Here is a 20,528-nt window from a genome sequence, read left to right as displayed (position 1 = left end):
TCAGAAAAGCGCCCCCGGGCGCTTTTTTTGTGGCCGAAGACCGGTGAGACCGCCGGGGGACGGGACCGGAATCCCTACCCGCGGGCAGGTTATTTTTCCATGTTTATCCAGACCTAAGGGGTTTATAATAGCGGGCTACGTTTTTTGGAGACCAGCATGACCCAGCCACAGAGCGCGTTGCAGATCACCGAGCTGCGCAAAACCTACGCCGGCGGTGTGGAAGCCCTCAAGGGGATCAATCTGACCGTGGAAGCCGGGGATTTCTTTGCCCTGCTCGGGCCCAATGGCGCCGGTAAGTCCACGACCATTGGCATCATCAGCTCGCTGGTGAACAAGAGTGCTGGCGAAGTCAGTGTGTTTGGTCATCCCCTGAGCCGGGAGCTGGAGGCCGCCAAGCGCCAGATCGGCCTGGTGCCCCAGGAGTTCAACTTCAACCAGTTTGAGACCGTGCACCAGATTGTGATGAATCAGGCCGGCTACTATGGCGTGCCGCGGGCGGTGGCGGCCGAGCGTGCCCGGGTGTACCTGTCACAGCTGGAGTTATGGGATAAGCGCGACGCCACAGCCCGTACCCTGTCCGGAGGCATGAAACGGCGGCTGATGATTGCCCGGGCGCTGATGCACGAACCGAAGCTGCTGATTTTGGATGAGCCCACCGCCGGGGTCGACATCGAGATTCGCCGCTCCATGTGGGAGTTTTTACGCCGCATCAACCAGCAGGGGGTGACCATCATTCTGACCACCCATTATCTGGAAGAGGCGGAGATGCTGTGTCGCAACATCGGCATCATCGACAAGGGCGAACTGGTGGAGTGCACCTCCATGAAGCAGTTGTTGTCCAAGCTGAGTGTCGAGACCTTTATCCTGGACCTGAAGCCTGGCAGCCCGGATCTGACGCTGTCCGGGTTTGTTCATCGTCGTCTGGATGGCCACACCCTGGAGGTAGACGTCGAGAAGAAGGACAGCCTCAATGCGGTGTTCGCCCAACTCAGTGACCACGGCGTGCAGGTGCTGTCCATGAGAAACAAGGCCAACCGGCTGGAGGAACTGTTTGTCTCCCTGGTGGAAAATGGCCGCAAGGAGGAACAGGCGTGAGTCATCCCTATACCATTGCCTTCAGCAGTCTGCTGCGTAAAGAAGTAAACCGGTTTGCCCGAATCTGGATTCAGACTCTGGTGCCACCGGCCATCACCATGACCCTGTATTTTTTGATTTTCGGTAACCTGGTGGGGTCGCGGATCGGTCAGATGGGGGGCTTCAGTTACATGGAGTTCATCATGCCCGGGCTGATCATGATGGCGGTGATCACCAACTCTTACTCCAATGTGGCCAGCTCCTTCTACAGCGCCAAGTTTCAGCGCAACATCGAGGAGTTGCTGGTAGCGCCGGTGCCCAATGTGCTGATCATTCTCGGTTACATCGGTGGCGGCATGGCCAGAGGCCTGTGCGTCGGGATGATCGTGACCGTGGTGGCGATGCTGTTTGTCGACCTGCAGATTCAACATCCGCTGGTGGTGATCTCGGTGGTGGTGTTGTCGTCGATGCTGTTCTCCCTGGCGGGGCTGCTGAATGCCATCTTTGCCAACAGTTTCGATGACATCAGCATCATTCCGACCTTTGTGCTGACGCCGCTGACCTACCTGGGCGGGGTCTTTTACTCCATGAGCCTGCTGCCGGAGTTCTGGCAGGGCGTCTCTAAGTTGAACCCCATAGTCTATATGATCAATGCCTTCCGTTACGGCTTCCTGGGGGCCAGCGACATCGGTCTGGGCGCCGCCTTTGCGGTGATTCTGACGTTCATCAGCGGATTCTTCTCCCTGGCCTACTATTTGATTCATAAAGGCACCGGCCTGCGCCACTAGCCTTCCACCCGTTGAACCGGGGAGCCCGGGCTCCCCTTTTAGTCCGAGCCGATTATGACCATTGCCAATTCCCGCGCCATTGAATCCAACCAGCAGGGACTGCACCAGCGTCTGGATGACACGGTGCTCAAGCACCTGGCGACGCCGTTCAACAAACCGTTTCACGACGCTACCCTGGAGACCTTTTATCGGCTCAAGGAGTGGGTCGAGGCCGATGGCCGGCCACTGATCTTTGATTCCTGCTGCGGCGTCGGCGAAAGCAGCGCCAACCTGGCCAGGCGCCACCCCGAAGCGGTGCTTATCGGTATGGACAAGTCGGCGCACCGGCTGGAGAAGCATGAAACCTACCGTCAGCAAGCGGACAACTACCTGCTGGCCCGGGTCGACCTGAACGACCTGTGGCGACTGGCGGTGGCCGATGGCTGGCAGCTGAGCCATCACTATCTGCTGTACCCCAACCCCTGGCCGAAATCCTCGCACCTGAAGCGACGCTGGCACGGGGCGGCGGCATTTCCCTACTTGCTGATGCTGGGCGGTCAACTGGAGATGCGATCCAACTGGCCGGTGTACCTGCAGGAGTTCGCCCGCGGTCTTGAGCTGGCCGGTGTCTCCTCGCAACTGACGCCATTGCCGGCCACCGGTGACGATCTGACGCCGTTCGAGCGCAAATACCGTCTCAGTGGTCAGCCCCTGTATCAGCTGCGGGCAGACCTGAGCGGATTTACCTTGCCCTGGCAGGCTGCCCTGCCGCTGCCGCCACCCTTGACCAACAGTTAGTGAATTTGACCAATTGTGCGCTGGCTCATGGCAGCTTCTATTTTTAAGTCTATGATTTTAATAGAGCAATGTTTTGGCACAAGTTTCGCAGTATGTAGCAGTGTATTCAGTTCGGTCCGAAATGGAGAGCGTAATGAGCAGGTTACAGCAGAAATGGTTGGTCATCAGCGTTGGCATGGGCGTCGTGATTGCCAGTGAAGGCGCGTTGATGATGATGGCAACGCTGTAGGTGCCAGATAGAAAAAAGCGCCGCAAAAGCGACGCATTTTTAACATCTTAGACCTGGCGCCGCTGAGCGGCGCGACAGGATTCAGGCTGCCTGGGTCGGAATGACGTTGGCGGTGCCTTTGATGTCGTTGTCCTGATTCAGGTACACCAGTTGAGGCTTATGCGCCTTGGCTTCCTCATCTTCCATGACCACGTAGGCACAGATGATCACCCGATCCTGCGGCTTGGCCTTATGGGCAGCAGCGCCGTTGACGGAGATGATCTTGGAGCCGCGCTCGCCACTGATGGCATAGGTACTGAAGCGCTCACCATTATCGATGTTGTAGATCTCGATCTTCTCGTACTCGAGAATGCCTGCGGCGTCCAACAGATCCTGATCAATGGCGCAGGAGCCTTCGTACTCCAGTTCGGCGTGGGTCACGCGAGCCTGGTGCAGTTTCCCCTTCAACATGATTCGTTGCATCTAGATATTCCTATTACTTCTGGAAAAGACCGTGGTATCACGATCCGGCCTGCTCGGGCCGCATTTCACTTTGTCAGCGTTATTGTCGCTTTGAAGAAGAATCGGTAAAGATCTTATCCTTCAATGCATTCTGTTGTGATGACAATGTCACAGCATTTTAACCAAAGCACTATAGCCAAATCAGGCCGTCAGATCCACCCGCAGGTTGTCGATCAGCCGTGTATTGCCGAGTTTGGCGGCGGCCAGTACCACCAGCTGGCGGTCGGCGGCATCGGCTTTTTCCAGCGTGTCGGCGTGGCAGATGTGAACGTAGTCGGTGCTGAAGCCATGGTCGTTGAGGCGGCCTCCAGCCTGCTGCTCCAGAGCCCGGGCGTCGGCGCCTTGTTGCAGTTGTTCGGCGATCCAGTCCAGAGTCTGCTTGAGTTTTGGTGCGAGTAAGCGCTCACTAGCGTTCAGGTAGCCGTTGCGTGAACTCAGGGCCAGCCCGTCCGGGTTGCGAACGGTATCGATACCCAGCACGTCCACCGGCATATTGAGATCCCGCACCATGGCGCGAATGATCGCCAATTGCTGATAATCCTTATTGCCAAAGATCGCCACATCCGGTTGCACCAGGTTAAACAGTTTGCACACCACGGTGGCAACGCCGCGAAAATGGCCGGGGCGACTCTCGCCGCAATACAGCATGGAGATGCCGGGGACTTCGACGTAGGTCTGGTTCTCCAGCCCCTGAGGGTAGAGCAGTTGTGGCGTCGGGGTAAACAGCAGGTCAGCACCCAGATCGACCAGAGACTGCTGATCCTGTTCCAGGGTGCGCGGGTAGTTATCCAGATCCTCGCCGGCCCCAAACTGCATCGGGTTGACGAAGATGCTGACCACCACCCGGTCGGCCCGTTGTTTGGCCTCTTTGACCAGCAGCAGGTGACCGTCATGAAGGTTGCCCATGGTGGGGACAAAGGCGATGCTGTCACCGTCCTGGCGCCACTGCTTCAGGCATTGGTGCAGGCGATGAATGTCACTGATGGTTTGCATCTTAGGCTCTCTTATTCAAATCCGTGCTCTGGGCCAGGGAAGGTGCCGTCGGCGACCTCCTGAACGAAGGCGCTGGCGGCAGCCTGAATGGTGCCGTGGTCATTGATGTAATTCTTGGAGAACTTGGGAATGTAGCCACTGGTGATTCCCAGCACATCGTGCATTACCAGGATCTGGGCGTCGGTGTCCGGACCGGCGCCGATGCCGATCACCGGGATATTCAGGTGTTCGGTGATGTGGCGGGCCAACTGACTGGGGATGCACTCCAGTACCAGCAGACTGGCGCCGGCTTGTTCCATTCTCTGGGCTTGTTCCAGCATCTGCTGGGCCGCCTGATTGTCGCGGCCCTGAACCTTAAAGCCACCAAACTGGTGCACCGATTGTGGGGTGAGTCCCAGGTGGGCACATACCGGGATGCCGCGTTCAGTCAGGCCTTTGACGGTATCCAGCAGCCAGTCGCCCCCTTCCAGTTTCACCATCTGGGCGCCGGCCTGCATCAGGGTGGCGGCGCTGGCGAAGGCCTGCTCCCGGGTGGCGTAACTCATGAACGGCATGTCGGCGATCACCAACGCCTTCTGGGCCCCGGCGCGAACGCAACGGGTGTGGTAGGCGATCTGTTCGACCGTTACCGGAAGGGTGTCGCTGTTGCCCTGAAGTACCATGCCCAGGCTGTCACCGACCAGCATTACCGGTACACCGGCGGCTTCGAAGGTGGACGCGAAACTGGCGTCGTAGGCGGTTAGGGAAGCGAATTTCTTACCCTCTTGCTTCCACTTTTTGAGGGTTGCGGTGGTGATTGCTTTCATGTGAACGGCTCAATTAAGACACGTAGTTGGATCGCAGTTTATATTCTAATGGCGGCCGAGTTGCAAATGGGTTGCACCTTAAGCCTGGCTTGTGCCACTTAAATCGGGTATCGAGTCCGGCACCTGCGTCAGCGACTGAGGGGGGCAGGCCGCCAGCAGGCTGGTGAGCTGTCGACCGTCGGCAAACTGGTAATGGGGCGCGATCTCAAACAGGGGCAGCAACACAAAGGCCCGTTCGGCGACGCCATAATGGGGTACCGTCAGCCGGGGTAGGTTGAGGCATTGGTGGCCGTAGCTGATGATGTCGAGATCCAGGGTGCGGGCGCCCCAGCGCAGGTGTCGCTCCCGACCTTGAGCCTGCTCGATCTCCTGCAGGGCATCCAGCAACTCAAGGGCGTCCAGGGTGGTATCAATGGCGATGACCGCGTTGGTGTAGTCCGGCTGTTTCATGCCCGCCATCGGCGGGCTGGTGTACAGCGAAGAGCTGGCGATCACCCGGGTACCGCCCAGGCCGTGAATGGCACGGATGGCGGCGTGCAGGTGATCGACGCTCGGCCCCAGGTTGCTTCCCAGGGCGATGTGACAACGGCTGGGCATCAGCTGTCGCTGGATTTGGCCGCCGCCGGCTTACGCTTGCGAGGCCGACGACGTCGGCGCTGGCCTCCGCCTGAACCCAGGTTGCGCACCATCAGGCGGCGCCCCTGGTCATCGGCGTCGACAAACTGGGTCCACCAGCGTGCCAGTTCGGCCACCTCGCCCCCTTCGGCTTCGCCACGCAGTACCAGGAAGTCGTAGGCGGCACGGAAACGGGGGTGCTCGAAGATGCGGAACGCCCGGGCTCCGGCGCGTTTGTCCAGGCGGATCTGCAGTTGCCAGATCTCCTGGGCCGGGGTGGAAAAGCGTCGGGGCATGGAGATGGTCTTGCTCTGCTGGCTGACCACCTCGGAGCAGGCGCCCATCATGGCATCGTATTCACTGACACCGCGGCTGGTGCGTTCGGTCATCAACTTCTGCAGCGGGTACCACAGCATGGCGGCGTACAGGAACGCCGGGGTGACCGGTTTATCGGCGTTCACCCGTTGGTCGGTATTTTTGAGCACCGCTTCGATCAGGGTTTCTACCTTTTGGCCGTCTTCCTTGTTGAGCAGGCTGTCCTGCATGGGGAACATCGGCGCAAACAGGCCGTATTCACGCATCATGCGGAAGTTATCCAGACCCTTGCCGGACATAAACAGCTTCAGGGTTTCCTCAAACAGTCGCGCCGCCGGAATGTCGCTCAGCAGCGGTGCCATCTTGTGGATCGGCTTGGAGACGCTGGGATCCAGGTCGAAGTCCAGCTTGGTGGCAAAACGCACCGCCCGCAGCATTCGAACCGGATCCTCGCTGTAGCGCTTGGTGGGATCACCAATCAGGCGCAGGCGCCGGGCTTCCAGATCCTCCATGCCGCCGAAATAATCGCGGATGGAGAAGTCGCTGATGTCATAGTAGAGACCGTTGACAGTGAAGTCGCGGCGTTCGGCGTCTTCATCGATGCTGCCATAGACGTTGTCACGCAGCAGGCGGCCGCTGTCATCCTTCTTGGCGTGCTTGCTCTCCTCTTCGTGGTGGCCCCTTAGGGTGGCAACCTCGATGACGTCACGGCCAAACAGGATGTGGGCCAGCCGGAAGCGGCGGCCCACTAACCGACAGTTGCGGAACAGGCGACGAACCTGTTCTGGGGTGGCGTTGGTGGCCACGTCAAAGTCTTTCGGCTGATGGCGCAGCAGCAGGTCCCGGACACCGCCGCCCACCAGGTAGGCCTCATAGCCGGCTTTATGCAGTCGGTATAACACTTTGAGCGCATTTTCACTGATGTCTGAGCGGGACACCCCATGGGATTTGCGGGGGTAAACCTGGAGCTCGGGTTCTAACTGGATCGCTTGTTCCCGATTAACAAGTTTTTTCGCCAGTTTTGTCAGACGCTTAAGAATGGTACACCTCGACTGGATTAAGGCTGTAAAAAAGAGAGTGTGTGCGGCGCGCAATAATACCGCATCACTGCTGAAATGATAAGCCATAAGGGGGCTTAGTCCAATTTAAGCCCGCTTGTTGGCCCTGGAGCCGGCCTATTTGCCCGATTCCGGGCCGATTTCGATCTGCCGTTGCTGTGGCAGCGCCCCTAAGGAGAAGGCGTCGGTGGCCCACAGCAGTTGTTCCTCGACCGGGGCGCCGACCAGTGTGGCGGGCAGCGGCAGGCCCAAAAACGCCAGCGCCCGGCTCAGGGTGGAGCCGGGCTGGCCGGGATCGATGGCCGGCGCGTGGTTTTGTTTGGACAGCTTATTGCCGTCAGACTGTACCGCCAGGGGCAGGTGCAGGTAATCCGGTGCGGTCAGACCCAGAGCCTGGAACAGACTGAGCTGACGTACCGTGGTGTCCAACAGGTCGTTGCCCCGTACTACCTCGGTGATGCCTTGAAACGCGTCGTCCACCACCACCGCCAGCTGGTAGGCGTACAGGCCGTCGCGGCGGTGAATGATGAAATCCTCGCCGGCAAAGGCGGGGTCGGTGTGAATGGGACCCAACAGGCGGTCGTCAAATTGTTCGGTGGGGCTCAGGTTGCGAAACCGGGTCGCGCAGTTGGTGCCGGCGAGGTGGCGTTGCCGGCAATGGCCGTCGTAATGGCCGCCCAGGCTTCGAATTCGTTTGCGGGTACAATCGCAGTGGTACGCCAGCCCGTTGTGGCGAAGCCAGTCCAGGGTGCGGTCATAGGCATGGTGGCGATCGCTCTGATACAGCACTGAGCCGTCCCAGTGCAGGCCAAAGCCCTCCAGGGTGTGCAGGATGTCGTCGGCGGCGCCCGCGACTTCCCGGGGAGGATCGATGTCCTCTACCCGCAGCAGCCATTGCCCCTGTTGACTGCGGGCACGCAGCCAGCTGCCCAGGGCGGCCACCAGAGATCCAAAGTGAAGGGGACCGGAGGGGGAGGGGGCAAAACGCCCGATGTAATCAGTCATGGTGTCGAATGCACAAACAAAAATACCAATGGGATTAATGAAGACGGCCCGACGCCAGCCACACTAATCCCATTGGTATGGAATTGAAAACGGGAGCCGCAGCTCCCGTTCTGTACGATGCTAGCCAGCCATCTGTTTCTCTTTGATTTCGGCCAGTGTCTTGCAGTCAATGCACAGGTCAGCCGTTGGTCGGGCTTCCAGGCGTCGAATGCCGATTTCAATGCCACAAGAGTCGCAGAAACCGAAGTCATCCTCTTCGATTTTCACCAGCGTCTTCTCGATCTTCTTGATCAGCTTACGCTCACGATCCCGGGTGCGAAGTTCAAGACTGAATTCCTCTTCCTGGGCAGCGCGGTCTACCGGATCAGGGAAGTTGGCAGCTTCGTCTTGCATATGGTTTAACGTGCGGTCTACCTCTTCTCGCAGCATGGTGCGCCAGCCTTCAAGAATCTTCTTGAAGTGCACTTGCTGCTTGTCATTCATATACTCCTCACCGGCTTCTTCACGGTAAGGTTCTACGTTGGCATAGGCTAGTACACCGATCTTTTTCGCTTTGCCCTCCGGCATACACGCGTCTCCTGTTATGTCCAAGCGCGAGGCGGTCCTCGAAAAGTGGCGGTATCTATAGCAGATAGCAGTCGCTTTCGCAATCGCCACCCAAAATTTCACTCTATAGCCGTTCCTCTCTACCCGTATATCACCAATATGAGCTGCTGACAAGCAATACTCAAACCCTGGGTTTCACGGGTAATGAGCCCATCACAGTTATTCCCTGTGGCGAGATCTCAGTCCCGACGGCGAGGAATTCCACCCCTTTGTCCATGGCTTCCCGGCATAGGGTCGCATAGGCGGGGTCGATGTGATCCGCTGGGGAGACTGAGTCAATACCGCTATGTTGCACCAGAAACAGCAGTACGGCCCTGTGACCTTGATCTACCATCTGCATCAGTTCCCGTAGGTGTTTTTGCCCTCGAGTGGTGACGGCGTCAGGGAAATAGCCTTGTTGTTGCTGCAACAGGGTGCAGCTTTTAACTTCTACGTAGCACAGAGGGTTGTGGTTGCCGCTGAGAAGCAAGTCGATGCGGCTGTTCTCTTCGCCGTAGCGGACTTCCCGCTGAATGCGATCGTAACCGCCGAGGGCGTCCAGTACTCCCTGTTCGATGGCTTCGGCGGCCAGGGTGTTGGCGGTGGCGGTATTGATGCCGATAAAGTGGCCGTCCCGGGTCTGGGTCAGCTCCCAGCTGCAGGGGTATTTGCGTTTGGGGTTGTTTGAGGTGGAGTACCAGACGGTGTCGCCCGGTTCGGCACAACCGGTCATGGCACCGGTGTTGGCGCAATGCAGGGTCATCACATCGCCGTTGTCGAGGGTAACGTCCGCCAGGAAGCGTTTATAGCGTTTGATCAGGGTGGCGGATTGCAGCGGCTGAGGGTATTTCATCTGGGATCCCTAAATAGGTTCGAAATCAATCGAACAGTTGGTCGAGGCGGTAGGTTTGCAACGGATGGCCGGGTTGCTGGCTCACTGCCACCATCTTGGCGGCCACCTGGGTGCCGGGAATGGGGCGGTATCGCCGCAGACCGGGTAACAGACACAGAAGGGGCATCAGCAGGGCTCCCAGGCGCTCCGCCGGACGGAAATCGTGCCGCTCTCCCAGCAGCAGGCTGGGCTGAAATACGCTGATACGATTAAATGGCAGTGCTCGAATCCGTTGCTCCAGCTGTCCTTTCATTTTCAGGTAGGCGTTTCCGGAGTCGGCATCGGCGCCGCTGGAGGAGACCAGCAGATAGTGGTCGACGCCGTTGGCAGCCGCTAACTGCGCCGCCTGGTATTGGTAGTCCAGATCGACTCTTCGTTGGCCATCGAGGCTGCCGGCCTGTTTGAGCGTGGTGCCGAGGCAGGAAAACAGCCATTGCCCCTGAAACCACTGGCGGTAGCGGTCGAGATGGTCGAACTCCACCACCTGGTTGACTACCTTGTGGCTGTCATGGGGCACTGGTCGCCGGGTCAGGGTGACGATGCGGTCGACGGCCGGGGTGGCCGCCAGTTGCTCCACCAGAGCACGGCCCACTACGCCGGTGGCACCAATGACGATGGCAGTCTGGGTCATGGCAATCTCCTTGTTGACCGGGGCGGGCGATGGTGACGCCCGAAGAGTTGCAATGATACACTGCGTTGAATAACAAAATGAAAGGGAATACAGCATGAGCAAGGTTATGAAAGTGGTTCTGACTCACGACAGCGCCGCGGCTCACTGGGGAGACGCCAGCGTTTCCTTTGACGGTGACACCGCCTCCATCCACCTGAGTGACGGCGATCATGGCCGCCAGGTGCAGGCCGCTGCCCGTAAGTTAAGTTCACAGGGAATTCGATCGGTTTGCCTCTGTGGCGACCATTGGACCGCCGCACTGCAGTGGCAATTTGGCGGCGGCTTTCAGACCGCCAAGCTGGATGCCGAAATTCAGTGGCTCAATGATGACGCCCAGTTGGCTCGCCAGTGGCAGTCCGCCACCTGGCTGCGGGAGCTGGTCAATATGACGCCGGAAGATCTGAGTCCGGAAGTGCTGGCGGATCGGGTCGCGGAAAAACTGACCGAACTGGCGCCGGACAAAGTCAGCTCCAAGCAATGGGTCGGTGAAGCCCTGCTGGCGGCGGGCTGGGTCGGCATTCACGGAGTGGGTCGTGGCTCAGAGCGGCCTCCGGTGATGCTGGAGCTGGATTACAACCCCACCGGCGATGCCGATGCTCCGGTCGAGGTGGCGTTGGTAGGCAAAGGCATCACCTTTGACTCCGGTGGTTACAGCATCAAGCCCAGCGCCTCCATGGTCGCGATGAAGTGCGACATGGGCGGAGCGGCCACGGTGGCATCGGCCCTGCACCTGGCGATTGCCAATGGCCTGGATAAGCGGGTCAAGCTGTTCCTGTGCTGTGCCGAGAACCTGATCTCCGGTCACGCCTATAAGCTGGGTGACATCCTGACTTACAAGAACGGCACCAGTGTTGAGATCGTCAATACCGACGCCGAAGGCCGCCTGGTTCTGGCCGATGGTCTGTTGGCGGCCAATGAGGCCGGGGCCAAGCGCATCATCAATGCGGCGACCCTGACCGGTGCGGTGATGGTGGCCCTGGGTGATGACTACAACGGCTTGTTTGGCCTGCATGATGGCGCCTGCAACGATGCCCTGGCGGCGGCCGCGGAAGTGGATGAAGGGCTGTGGCGCTTGCCACTGGCCAAATTCCATCAGGCCAAATGTCCGTCGGCGTTTGCCGACACCGCCAACAGCCGGGCCCAGAAAGGCGGCGGCACCGGCGGGGCATCCAACGCCGCCGGCTTCTTAAGCCGTTTCGCCGGTGAGCCGGAAAATGGCTGGCTGCACTTCGACCTGGCCGCCTGTTACGCCGACAGCAGCAACGGCATGTGGTCTGAAGGGGCAACCGCCGTCGGCATGTTGACCCTGGCTCAACTGCTCAAATAAGCCGATCCCGTAGAGAAAGAGCGCCTCGCCCAGTGCGGGGCGCTTTAATGTTGGTCGCGCTAACTGGTGTTGGCGGCCAGGCGTAGGTCCGGACAGCACTCGACCCGGTTGCGCCCGTTCTGTTTAGCCTGGTACAGCGCCATGTCGGCGGCGGCCAGCAACTGGTTGGCATCGGCATTGCTGGCGTTACAGCCGGCCACGCCGATGCAGACCGAAAACGTTAACGGCGGTCTCGGGGGCCGGTTTAATTCGGGCAGCGGCACGGTCAGTTGTGCGACTTCCTGGTGCAGTCGCCGAGCCAGAACATGGGCTTCGTTGCCACAGGTGTTGGGCAGCAGCACCACCACCTCTTCGCCGCCATAACGCGCCACCACGTCAGCGTGGCGGGTATGCCGCATCAGTAACTGTCCCAGCGCCTTGAGCACTTCGTCGCCCACCGGGTGGCCGTAGCGGTCATTGACCAGTTTGAAGTGATCGATGTCCAGCATCATCAAGGTCAGGGGCCGATTGCCGGTTCGGCAGATCAGCACCTCCTCCTGCAACCGTCTATCCAGGTAGCGGCGATTGAAGATCTTCATCAGCGGATCGGTGATCGCCTCCTTTTGCAGGTGATACACGGTTTGTACCACCTTGGTGGTGCGCAGGGAGAGGGTGCACACCCACAGGACAAACAGGGCGCCACCGAAAAAGATCGTGGGCACGATCATGCTGGAGCCGTCGTGGTAGTTGCCCCAGTGCAGCAGGCTGAAGCCGGCGTAGCCGAAGATAAACATCAGGATCAGCACCCTTAAGAACTGCCAGTGGTAGTGCAGTTCCCGATTTGGCAGGCGTTTCAACAACGCGGTGACCTTTATCGTGGCAGCGGCGAGCAGGGCGATGCCTAGCAATACCATCAGGTTTCCGAACCAGAAAAAATGCGTGTCCATGCTTGGGCCCTTCCATCAGCAATACTGCCGGTCATGGAACTATAATCTGGAATTTAAGTGTCTGATTCTGTTAGGTGGTTCACAGGAGTTGGCAAAGGGTGGTTCGAGGTTATCAGAGTGTGATCATGAGGGGGAACTGACATTGCGCCAGCGCATCAGCGGGCTGTACACCAGCTTACCCATTTCACGGTAGGATCGAACCAGTTGTACCTCATTTAAAGGCAGAGTGACGGGATTCGGCTCGGGCAACTCGATGGCACCGTGCACGTTGCGGAATAGGGTGACGTGGGGGCGAAATGGCGCACGGTGGGCATGCAGACCATGGCGGGCTGCGTCTCGTCGTAGCTGCTGAGCCAGCCTGTTCAGGGCAATGGGGGTATCGCTGCACCCCAGGCACACTACGCCGGCACGCTCAAAATGCAGATAACGGTCCAGAGTCAGATGCAGTTCGGGTACCGTCAGATCCTGCCAGCGTTGCAACAGAGCCTGCTTTTGGGCGTGGGTCACCTGCCCCAGAAACGCCAGTGTCAGGTGGAAGTGAGTCGAGGGTACCACCCGGCCGATGTCGCCCAGGTGGGTTTGATGTTTGATCAGGGCCATCTGGTGACTGATGCCAACCGGAATGGCAAAAAACAGCCGTTCAGCCATGTCGCACTCGCGGGAAAAAAGACTGTTTTCAGTATATTCCCCTGTGAAGCCGATTGCGACCCGGTCGGGCTATTGGCCTGTTGGCGGTGCGGCGGTACACTGATCCCTTTGTTACCGTCAGGATGCCGTTGTCCCTTGTCCACACTGCCCATTGAACAGGTCTATGTTCCCCTTCGCCAGGCCCTAGCCGGCGGCAATCAGATTATCCTTCAGGCCCCCACCGGTGCGGGTAAATCCACCGCCTTGCCTCTGGCGATGCTGAGCTGGCCGGAGATCGATGGCCGCATCATTCTTTTGGAGCCGCGGCGCATCGCCGCCCGGGCCATTGCCCGTTACCTCGCTGCCCAGTTGGGTGAGTCTGTCGGACAGACCGTGGGCCTGCGGGTGCGGGGGGAGACCCGGGTCAGTGCCGCAACCCGGCTGGAGATCGTCACCGAAGGGGTGCTGACCCGACAGATTCAGAGTGATCCGGAATTGGACGGCGTGGCGATGGTGCTGTTTGACGAGGTCCATGAGCGACATCTGGCAACGGATCTGGCCCTGGTCCTGGCGCTGGAGGTGCAGGGGGGGCTGCGTGAGGATCTGACGGTGATGCTGATGTCTGCGACTCTGGAGGGACAGCCGTTTCAGCGCTGCCTGCCGGACGCCAGGCTGGTCGCCAGTGAAGGGCGCAGTTTTCCGGTGACCCTGGAGTATCAATCGGTGCCTCAGGGGCACCAGTGGCTAACGGACACCGTAAATCAGGTACAACGGCAGCTCAGCCAGCGGTCTGGCAATCTGTTGGTGTTTCTGCCTGGGCAGGGCGAGATTCGCCGGGCGCTCACCCTGCTGCAGGAGCGGGTGGATGAGGAGGTGGACCTGTGTCCCCTGTACGGTCAGTTGTCCCCGCAACAACAGGATCGGGCGATTCAGCCAGCGCAAAAAGGGCGCCGTAAAGTGGTGTTGGCCACCAACATCGCCGAGTCCAGCCTGACCATCGAGGGGATCTCGGTGGTGGTGGATGCCGGTTGGCAGCGGGTGGCCCGCTACAACCTGAAGTCCGGCATCAGCCGGCTGGAGACCGCCCGTATCAGCCAGTCTTCGGCAGCGCAGCGCAGTGGCCGTGCCGGGCGCCTGATGGCGGGTCATTGCGTGCGAATGTGGAGTGAATCGATGCAACAGGGGCTGGCGGAGGCCGATGCACCTGAGATCAGCCAGGCCGATTTGACTTCCCTGGCACTGGAGCTGGCCGCCTGGGGCTGTCGACAGGCCACGGAGTTGCTGTGGCTGACGCCGCCTCCGGCGGTCGCCATGAGCCGCGCCTGGACTCTGCTGCAACAGCTGGAATTGGTGGACGCCGAGCATCGCCTGACCACCATGGGCCGGCGAGTGCACGCCCTGGGTAGCGATCCGCGTTTGGGCCACATGCTGATCAAGTCCGGCGAATTGGGCATCGACGGTCTGCAGGCGCTGGCATGTGAGCTGGCGGCACTGCTGGAGGAGGGGGATCCCCTTCGTGGCCGCAACCCCGGCGTCGACATTGAACTGCGCCTCGGCAAGTTGTCGGGAGCCGGTAAGCCCCAGCGTGACAAATGGCGGCGGCAGCTCAATTGTGGCACCCGGATGGCCAGCAGCCAGTACTGCGGCCTGCTGCTGGCGCTGGCCTATCCGGATCGCATCGGCCTGCCTCGAGGCAACGGCGGTCGATATCAACTCAGTGGCGGCAGTGGCGCCGCCCTGCCTCAGGACGACCCCTGGCAGGGGCGACGGCAGTTGCTGGTGGCGGCGCAGCTGTCCGAGCGCCAGGGCCAGGGCGATGCCTTGGTGCACCTGGCCGCGGAGGTGGCGTTGACAGAGCTTGAGCAGAAGTTGCCCCATCTGCTGATTTGGCAGCGGCGCCAGCACCTGGACGCCAAAACCGGTGAACTGGTGGCCGAGAAGCAGCTGTGCCTGGGCGCGCTGGTGATCCAAACCCAGCCACTGACCGACGTCAGCGATCAGGACTACGTTCAGGCGCTGACTGAGGCGGTGCGTCAGCGGGGGATGGCCTGTCTGCCGTGGACCGAGTCGCTGCAGCAGTGGCGTTTGCGTCTGCGCCTGGCGCGACAGACGATGCCGGAGATGGCGTGGCCGAACCTGGACGATGAGGCTCTGCTGGCGACCCTGGAACAGTGGTTAGCGCCCTATCTGAGCGGGCTGAAAAAACTGTCTCAGCTAAAGTCACTGGATCTGGGCAGCATCGTACGCAACCAGCTGGACTGGAGTCAGCAGCAACAGCTGGACGCCCTGCTGCCGACCCATTGGCAGGTGCCGACCGGCAGCAAAATCAAGCTGGAGTACCACGATCACGGCGTTAAGCTGTCGGTGCGGGTGCAGGAGATGTATGGTGAGGCCAGCACGCCGATGCTGGCCAACGGCCGGCTGCCGGTCACCCTGGAGCTGCTGTCACCGGCGCGGCGGCCGTTACAGGTCACCGAAGATCTGGCCGCTTTCTGGAATGGGGCCTGGAGTGAGGTCAAGAAGGAGATGAAAGGCCGTTATCCCCGGCATCTGTGGCCAGACGACCCGGCCCGGACTCAGGCCACCCGATTAACCAAGAAAAGGATGCAGCAGCAGTAGATGGCCAAGCAACCCAGCAATGGCGGCAAACGGCCCGCCCGCGCCCCGGCCCGCAAACGGCCGGCCAAATCGACCGCAAAAGCCAAGGCCACTGCGGGCAAGCGCCGCAGTGCTCAACGCCGCCGCACCCAGGGGCGCAGCTGGAGCAAGCGCCTGGGGCTGCTGACCCTGGTGTCGCTGATGGTGCTTGGGGGGATCACCGCCGCCTACTGCGTCTACCTGGATCAGATCATTGCCGACAAGTTTGAGGGCCAGCGCTGGCACCTGCCGGCGCAGATCTTTGCCCGGCCCATGGCCATCTACCCCGGTGCGCCCATTACTCATGCTCAGTTAAAGCAGGAGTTGGCGCTGCTGGGCTACCGCAATACCGGCAGCCCCCGCCGCGAAGGCGAGTTTGCGGTCGCCAGCCATAAAGTGGAACTGTACAAACGGGCCTACGATGGGCCCAGTGGCTATGAGCCAGCCCAGCGGGTGTTTATCACTTTCTCCGATAACCGGGTTACCCGGTTGCAGCGATCCAGTGACGGTCGGGATCTGGGGTTTGTGCACCTGGAAGCGTTGCTGATGGATCGCATCGTCGCCGGGGATCGGGAAGACCGGTTGTTTGTGCCCAGAGAGCGGATTCCTGAAAGCCTGGTGGATGCCCTGCTGCGCACCGAAGATCAGGACTTCTATCACCATCATGGAGTGGCCCCGCTGGCCATCGCCCGGGCTCTGCTGGTTAATATCAAGGCCGGGCGGACGGTGCAGGGGGGCAGTACCCTGACTCAGCAGCTGGCGAAGAACTTTTTTCTGACCCGGGATCGGACTCTGTGGCGAAAGATTCGTGAGGCGCTGATGGCGCTGATCATCGACTACCGCTACGATAAAGACACGATTCTGGAGGCCTACCTCAATGAGGTGTACATGGGCCAGGATGGCAGCATCGGTGTGCACGGGGTCGGCCTGGCCGCCCGCTTTTACTTCCACCGGCCCATCGAGGAGCTGACCATTGCCCAGCAGGCCACTCTGGTGGCGATCATCAAGGGGCCTTCCTACTACAACCCCTGGCGCTATCCCGAGCGCACCCTGAAGCGACGGGACCTGGTGTTGAGGTTGATGCTGGAGCAGGGAATGATCGGTAAAGATCAGTATCAGCTGGCGGCGTCTCAGGGCATGGGAGTCCGGGATCCCAAATCCAGACAGCGACATCGGTTACCCGCGTTTATGCAGCAGGTGCGCCAGGAGCTTGCCAGTCGCTATGGGCCGCAGACTCTGAAACGATCCGGCCTTAAGGTCTACACCACCCTGGATCCCCTGGCCCAGCGCTCCGCCGAGCAGGCGGTGGAGAAGGGGGTGACCCGCTTGAGTCAGGACCGCAATGATCCCCGCCTGCAGGCCGCCATGGTGGTGGTGGATCGCTACCAGGCCGGGATTCTGGCGATGGTGGGGGACAAAGATCCCGACTTCAAAGGCTTTAACCGGGCGACGGACGCCATTCGTCCCATCGGCTCACTGGTGAAGCCCTTTGTGTACCTGACCGCCCTGGCGGAGCCTCAGCGCTACCATCTGGCCAGCCGTATCAAGGATCAGCCCATCAAACTAAAGAGCAGCGGCGGCAGTGTCTGGGCCCCCAAGAATGACGATAAACAGTACCGCGGTGAAGTGTCGTTGGCGGACGGTCTGGTGCGCTCCTATAACGTGCCGACGGTGAACCTGGGGATGGCGGTGGGCCTGGACGCGGTCAATGACACCCTGCAAAAGGCCGGCTGGCCGTTGCCGCTGCAGCCACGACCGTCGATGTTATTGGGATCCATGGAAGCCAGCCCCCTGCAACTGGCCCAGCTGTATCAGACCCTGGCTGATGGCGGCCGCTACCGACAGCTGTACAGCGTCAAAGCCGTACTGGATGAGGACAACCAGCCTCTGGCTGAACACAAGGAGAAGGTGACACACGTGCTGTCGCCCCAGGCCAGCTACCTGACCAACTACCTGTTGACTCAGGTGGTGGAGCGGGGCACCGGCCGGCGCCTGAAACAGACCTATCCGGATGTGACGCTGGCAGGAAAGACCGGCACCACCTCCAATGGACGCGATGCCTGGTTTGCCGGCTTCGATGACCGCGATGTGGTGATTACCTGGGTGGGGCGGGACGACAACAGTGCCGCCAACCTTTACGGCTCCAGTGCGGCGCTGCCGCTGTACCGGCGTTATCTGCAGCAGCGCGATCCCTTGTCGCTGGTGCTGACGCCACCCGACGGTACTGTGCAGGGCTACTTCAATGTCCGTGGCCAGGCGGTGGCATCGGACTGCACTGGCGCGGTCCGTTTGCCCGCCGATGCCAGCAGCTGGCCGGATCCCTCCGGCTGCGCCGGCGGCAGCCGGGAGAAAAACTGGCTGGAGCGGGTGTTCGGCTTTTAGTCGTCGACGGCCAGCTTGGCCTGCAGATCTTTCTGGACGATGGCCAGGGCTTTTAGCGCCGTGGCAGGATCCACTTCGTTGGACTCCAGCAGGTAGATCAGATCCACCGCCAGTTTGACTTCGTCGGGGGCGTGTTCCAGAGACATGATGGCCTCGCAGTGTTAATCGGGAGCCACAGTGTACGATGTTGGTGGCAGCGGGTGTAGCCCGCTGCCGTATTTTCGGCGCACGCACAGCACGCGTTTTTGTATCAGATCCCACTCCCCTCGTTGCCGGCCGTTGCCAGTCCCCCCTGATGGCCGTCGATGGCGCGGCCTGACTCGAGCCTGACGACAGGTATTGGGGGGGTCATCGCTGCTGCCATAGCTGGGGCGAGCGGAAGGCGTAGCGGTACAGTCCCCAGTAATAGGGCAACATGATGGCCGACATCACCCCATAGGCCAGCACCATCTGCAGGGGGCCGGATTCTGTCATGAGTTGCTGCAATTCCGGTTGCACAAAGGGCAGGACTACAATGCTGACCATGAGGGCCAGGAAGTAGCCTTTCCAGAAGGTGGCCGTCAGGTAGCGGCCATGTCTGGCGCGCCCCCAGAGGGCGATGAGACCAAAGTAGGTAAACAGAATCAGTGGCAAGTCAGCCAGCAGGCTCAGCAGGTCGTAATGGCCGGAAAATGATTGCAGTGCCTTGTTGCCGAGGCCGATGGCAATGAGGATGACGACATAGATAAAGAGATACATAATCCTGATTCCATTCAGATAATTAATGATGATTGGCCAGTGTAGCCTGATGTCACCCCGTGCGTACAAATAATCTTCGAATCCCATGCTTTTTGACCGACACGATCAATCCGCGGTATGGCTGTGCGGCCGCCCCGGCAGGGGGCGGCTGACGGGGACTCAGAAGGGCTGATTGACCACCACCCGCACCTGATTGCCCTCCGCGCCATAGGCAATGTCCAGCCTCGCCAGCACGTTTTCGACCCAGAAGCGGATGCCGAAACCGGCGCTCCAGTTCATCTCCTGGTGCAGGGTCGACAGGTCGAACTCATCATGGACCCGGCCAACGCCGACGTAAGCGGCGAACTGCCACCAGGGGAAATAGTAGCGGTCAATGAAGGGGATGCTGCCCTGAGGCTGCCAGGTGGGGACGCTGCGATATTCTGCCCCGTAGTAGATGGCGTTGCGGTCGTGAAAGCGATCCGACTGGTATCCCCGCAGTCGATCCCAGCCCCCCAGTTTGGATTGGGCAAACCAGGGCGGGCGGTGCTCCTTGCCTTCGCTGCCGCTGTCCCAGGTGGGGACGTCGGCCAGATAGGCGGTCAGCGACAGGGTCTGCTGCTGGCTCCAGCTGTTGCTTCCCAGGTTGAGGTAGTGGGCGTACTGGGCCTGCCAGCTGGTGTAGCTGCTGCGGTCGCCGCTGCCCCAGTCCCGTTGCAGGTCAAACTCGAATCGATAGCCGCGACTGGGAGAGGGCACATAGTTGCGGGCGTCCATGTCCAGTCTCAGAGCGATGCCCCCGGTCTCCTCCTGGTCGCCATCGGCGATCTGTCGCGATTCGTAGAAGGGTTTGATGGTGATGCTGGACAGGGCCAGTGGCGATTCGCCATCCAACTGCTGGTCGACGGGCAGCATCGGTTCCGGGCCAAAGGCCTGGCGCAGTCGAAACGGGCGGTTTTCCCCGGCGCCAAAGGGCAGCACGTAGCGGAAGCTGGCGGCGTAGCGTTGTTGATCTTCCTGACCGAGGACAAAGTTGTTCTCATCGGAGCCGTGGCCACCGGCGCCGCCGTCGAACCCGGGAGCACCGTCGACGTAGACCTGGGATTCCTTGAAGGTGGCGTTGATGGCTTCCAGATCCACAAACCAGCGGCTACTGTCGCTGAAGGTCAGGTTATAGATGCCGAGAAAGGCGACGTAACTGTCGTTGTTGGAGTAGGCGCCGACGCCGACGATCTGTGATTGAGGTTGCAGCAGCCCCTGGAAACTGCCGGCGGCGGCACCGGTAAAGCCCATGCTGGAGGAGGAAAACACAAAGGGAACAACCGCATTGCGACTTTGCCCTTCGGTGCCGGCGCTGCCGCCCGAGGTATCGTGGACGGCGCCGCCACCGTCGGGGCTGTCGGAAGGCGGTTGGGCACTGTCGGCGGCCCAACCGGGGCCGGCGATCAGGGTCAGGGCAAAGAGTGTGGTGCGGTACATGGAACGTCCTTTGGCAATGTTGGCGCCGAGGGTACCGTTTTTAGCGTCGAAAAACCGTAATGCTCTTGTGAGCGAGTGTAACGGTTGATGAGCGGTGACGCAGTGATTCCCGGCTGCAGCCTCGT

20 protein-coding genes are annotated in these 20,528 nt (G+C 60.4%); 6 read left to right on the top strand and 14 right to left on the bottom strand.

What is annotated here, in order from left to right; translation table 11 throughout:
- Nucleotides 1-156 precede the first annotated feature (156 nt).
- From BLT77_RS03830 to trmB, 3 genes are read left to right on the top strand one after another with little or no spacing between them, the layout of a single operon-like run.
- Nucleotides 157-1,095: an ABC transporter ATP-binding protein gene (locus BLT77_RS03830; RefSeq protein WP_090362348.1), complete on the top strand. Its 939-nt coding sequence runs from the start codon at nucleotides 157-159 to the stop codon at nucleotides 1,093-1,095.
- Nucleotides 1,092-1,862 (top strand): ABC transporter permease, encoded by a 771-nt coding sequence (locus tag BLT77_RS03825; protein ID WP_090362345.1) that lies wholly within the window; start codon nucleotides 1,092-1,094, stop codon nucleotides 1,860-1,862. The genes BLT77_RS03830 and BLT77_RS03825 overlap by 4 nt, the downstream gene beginning before the upstream one ends.
- A gap of 54 nt (nucleotides 1,863-1,916) precedes the next feature.
- A complete protein-coding gene (gene trmB / locus BLT77_RS03820; RefSeq protein ID WP_090362342.1) occupies nucleotides 1,917-2,639 on the top strand; it encodes a tRNA (guanine(46)-N(7))-methyltransferase TrmB in 723 nt (240 codons plus the stop codon).
- 310 nt (nucleotides 2,640-2,949) lie between these two features.
- Here the strand turns inward: trmB and panD are convergent, their stop codons facing one another.
- From panD to BLT77_RS20170, 9 genes are all read right to left on the bottom strand, one after another.
- Entirely contained in the window at nucleotides 2,950-3,330 is a 381-nt protein-coding gene (gene panD, locus BLT77_RS03815; RefSeq protein ID WP_090362339.1) for an aspartate 1-decarboxylase, read from the bottom strand.
- A 180-nt stretch (nucleotides 3,331-3,510) separates the two neighbouring features.
- Nucleotides 3,511-4,362: a pantoate--beta-alanine ligase gene (panC, locus tag BLT77_RS03810; RefSeq protein WP_090362336.1), complete on the bottom strand. Its 852-nt coding sequence runs from the start codon at nucleotides 4,360-4,362 to the stop codon at nucleotides 3,511-3,513.
- Between the two features lie 11 nt (nucleotides 4,363-4,373).
- On the bottom strand, nucleotides 4,374-5,168 hold the full coding sequence (panB, locus tag BLT77_RS03805; RefSeq protein WP_090362331.1) for a 3-methyl-2-oxobutanoate hydroxymethyltransferase: 795 nt from the start codon (nucleotides 5,166-5,168) through the stop codon (nucleotides 4,374-4,376).
- 78 nt (nucleotides 5,169-5,246) lie between these two features.
- Nucleotides 5,247-5,765: a 2-amino-4-hydroxy-6-hydroxymethyldihydropteridine diphosphokinase gene (folK, locus tag BLT77_RS03800; protein WP_090362329.1), complete on the bottom strand. Its 519-nt coding sequence runs from the start codon at nucleotides 5,763-5,765 to the stop codon at nucleotides 5,247-5,249.
- Complete coding sequence (pcnB, locus tag BLT77_RS03795; protein WP_090362326.1) at nucleotides 5,765-7,225, bottom strand: polynucleotide adenylyltransferase PcnB; 1,461 nt, start codon at nucleotides 7,223-7,225, stop codon at nucleotides 5,765-5,767. The genes folK and pcnB overlap by 1 nt, the downstream gene beginning before the upstream one ends.
- A gap of 48 nt (nucleotides 7,226-7,273) precedes the next feature.
- Nucleotides 7,274-8,161 (bottom strand): tRNA glutamyl-Q(34) synthetase GluQRS, encoded by an 888-nt coding sequence (gene gluQRS, locus BLT77_RS03790; protein WP_090362323.1) that lies wholly within the window; start codon nucleotides 8,159-8,161, stop codon nucleotides 7,274-7,276.
- Nucleotides 8,162-8,281: 120 nt separating this feature from the next.
- On the bottom strand, nucleotides 8,282-8,728 hold the full coding sequence (gene dksA, locus BLT77_RS03785) for an RNA polymerase-binding protein DksA (RefSeq protein WP_090362317.1): 447 nt from the start codon (nucleotides 8,726-8,728) through the stop codon (nucleotides 8,282-8,284).
- A gap of 160 nt (nucleotides 8,729-8,888) precedes the next feature.
- Nucleotides 8,889-9,599, bottom strand: coding sequence for a DNA/RNA nuclease SfsA (sfsA, locus tag BLT77_RS03780; protein WP_090362312.1), 711 nt, complete (start codon nucleotides 9,597-9,599; stop codon nucleotides 8,889-8,891).
- A gap of 25 nt (nucleotides 9,600-9,624) precedes the next feature.
- The gene (locus tag BLT77_RS20170) at nucleotides 9,625-10,269 is read right to left on the bottom strand and encodes an NAD(P)H-binding protein (RefSeq protein ID WP_090362309.1); all 645 of its coding nucleotides are present in this window, start codon (nucleotides 10,267-10,269) and stop codon (nucleotides 9,625-9,627) included.
- A 94-nt stretch (nucleotides 10,270-10,363) separates the two neighbouring features.
- Here BLT77_RS20170 and pepB point away from each other — a divergent pair, with 94 nt between their 5' ends.
- Complete coding sequence (gene pepB / locus BLT77_RS03770) at nucleotides 10,364-11,635, top strand: aminopeptidase PepB (RefSeq protein WP_090362306.1); 1,272 nt, start codon at nucleotides 10,364-10,366, stop codon at nucleotides 11,633-11,635.
- 59 nt (nucleotides 11,636-11,694) lie between these two features.
- Here pepB and BLT77_RS03765 read toward each other — a convergent pair whose 3' ends face one another.
- Both BLT77_RS03765 and thpR read right to left on the bottom strand, forming a co-directional pair.
- Nucleotides 11,695-12,561 carry a GGDEF domain-containing protein gene (locus tag BLT77_RS03765; RefSeq protein WP_090362303.1) on the bottom strand — a complete coding sequence of 289 codons (867 nt, stop codon included), beginning with the start codon at nucleotides 12,559-12,561 and terminating at the stop codon, nucleotides 11,695-11,697.
- A gap of 123 nt (nucleotides 12,562-12,684) precedes the next feature.
- Entirely contained in the window at nucleotides 12,685-13,209 is a 525-nt protein-coding gene (gene thpR, locus BLT77_RS03760; protein ID WP_090362671.1) for an RNA 2',3'-cyclic phosphodiesterase, read from the bottom strand.
- 135 nt (nucleotides 13,210-13,344) lie between these two features.
- Between thpR and hrpB the strand changes: the two genes are divergently transcribed.
- Together hrpB and mrcB are read left to right on the top strand one after the other, a co-directional pair.
- A complete protein-coding gene (gene hrpB / locus BLT77_RS03755) occupies nucleotides 13,345-15,807 on the top strand; it encodes an ATP-dependent helicase HrpB (RefSeq protein WP_245709855.1) in 2,463 nt (820 codons plus the stop codon).
- Complete coding sequence (mrcB, locus tag BLT77_RS03750; protein WP_090362300.1) at nucleotides 15,808-18,207, top strand: penicillin-binding protein 1B; 2,400 nt, start codon at nucleotides 15,808-15,810, stop codon at nucleotides 18,205-18,207.
- Here the strand turns inward: mrcB and rsmS are convergent.
- The 3 genes from rsmS to BLT77_RS03735 all read right to left on the bottom strand — a co-directional run bounded on the left by rsmS (nucleotide 18,204) and on the right by BLT77_RS03735 (nucleotide 20,403).
- Complete coding sequence (gene rsmS / locus BLT77_RS03745) at nucleotides 18,204-18,353, bottom strand: pleiotropic regulatory protein RsmS (RefSeq protein ID WP_090362296.1); 150 nt, start codon at nucleotides 18,351-18,353, stop codon at nucleotides 18,204-18,206. The genes mrcB and rsmS overlap by 4 nt on opposite strands.
- Nucleotides 18,354-18,555: 202 nt before the next feature.
- Nucleotides 18,556-18,945, bottom strand: a complete 390-nt coding sequence (locus BLT77_RS03740) for a hypothetical protein (protein WP_090362293.1) — start codon at nucleotides 18,943-18,945, stop codon at nucleotides 18,556-18,558.
- Nucleotides 18,946-19,104: 159 nt separating this feature from the next.
- Complete coding sequence (locus tag BLT77_RS03735) at nucleotides 19,105-20,403, bottom strand: BamA/TamA family outer membrane protein (protein WP_090362290.1); 1,299 nt, start codon at nucleotides 20,401-20,403, stop codon at nucleotides 19,105-19,107.
- Nucleotides 20,404-20,528: the final 125 nt, after the last annotated feature.

Source organism: Ferrimonas sediminum, assembly GCF_900100175.1.
GTDB lineage: Bacteria > Pseudomonadota > Gammaproteobacteria > Enterobacterales > Shewanellaceae > Ferrimonas > Ferrimonas sediminum.
Note: the sequence above shows the minus strand (reverse complement) of the source record. Positions and strands in the feature narration are given on the sequence as shown.

What these genes read in the sequence shown, in the direction of transcription:
- dksA (WP_090362317.1), bottom strand. Translation starts at nt 8,728, where the DNA reads ATGCCGGAGGGCAAAGCGAAAAAGATCGGTGTACTAGCCTATGCCAAC.
- BLT77_RS03830 (WP_090362348.1), top strand. Translation starts at nt 157, where the DNA reads ATGACCCAGCCACAGAGCGCGTTGCAGATCACCGAGCTGCGCAAAACC.
- panB (WP_090362331.1), bottom strand. Translation starts at nt 5,168, where the DNA reads ATGAAAGCAATCACCACCGCAACCCTCAAAAAGTGGAAGCAAGAGGGT.
- gluQRS (WP_090362323.1), bottom strand. Translation starts at nt 8,161, where the DNA reads ATGACTGATTACATCGGGCGTTTTGCCCCCTCCCCCTCCGGTCCCCTT.
- mrcB (WP_090362300.1), top strand. Translation starts at nt 15,808, where the DNA reads ATGGCCAAGCAACCCAGCAATGGCGGCAAACGGCCCGCCCGCGCCCCG.
- rsmS (WP_090362296.1), bottom strand. Translation starts at nt 18,353, where the DNA reads ATGTCTCTGGAACACGCCCCCGACGAAGTCAAACTGGCGGTGGATCTG.
- sfsA (WP_090362312.1), bottom strand. Translation starts at nt 9,599, where the DNA reads ATGAAATACCCTCAGCCGCTGCAATCCGCCACCCTGATCAAACGCTAT.
- BLT77_RS20170 (WP_090362309.1), bottom strand. Translation starts at nt 10,269, where the DNA reads ATGACCCAGACTGCCATCGTCATTGGTGCCACCGGCGTAGTGGGCCGT.
- thpR (WP_090362671.1), bottom strand. Translation starts at nt 13,209, where the DNA reads ATGGCTGAACGGCTGTTTTTTGCCATTCCGGTTGGCATCAGTCACCAG.
- BLT77_RS03765 (WP_090362303.1), bottom strand. Translation starts at nt 12,561, where the DNA reads ATGGACACGCATTTTTTCTGGTTCGGAAACCTGATGGTATTGCTAGGC.
- trmB (WP_090362342.1), top strand. Translation starts at nt 1,917, where the DNA reads ATGACCATTGCCAATTCCCGCGCCATTGAATCCAACCAGCAGGGACTG.
- pcnB (WP_090362326.1), bottom strand. Translation starts at nt 7,225, where the DNA reads ATGGCTTATCATTTCAGCAGTGATGCGGTATTATTGCGCGCCGCACAC.
- BLT77_RS03735 (WP_090362290.1), bottom strand. Translation starts at nt 20,403, where the DNA reads ATGTACCGCACCACACTCTTTGCCCTGACCCTGATCGCCGGCCCCGGT.
- panC (WP_090362336.1), bottom strand. Translation starts at nt 4,362, where the DNA reads ATGCAAACCATCAGTGACATTCATCGCCTGCACCAATGCCTGAAGCAG.
- panD (WP_090362339.1), bottom strand. Translation starts at nt 3,330, where the DNA reads ATGCAACGAATCATGTTGAAGGGGAAACTGCACCAGGCTCGCGTGACC.
- pepB (WP_090362306.1), top strand. Translation starts at nt 10,364, where the DNA reads ATGAGCAAGGTTATGAAAGTGGTTCTGACTCACGACAGCGCCGCGGCT.
- BLT77_RS03740 (WP_090362293.1), bottom strand. Translation starts at nt 18,945, where the DNA reads ATGTATCTCTTTATCTATGTCGTCATCCTCATTGCCATCGGCCTCGGC.
- folK (WP_090362329.1), bottom strand. Translation starts at nt 5,765, where the DNA reads ATGCCCAGCCGTTGTCACATCGCCCTGGGAAGCAACCTGGGGCCGAGC.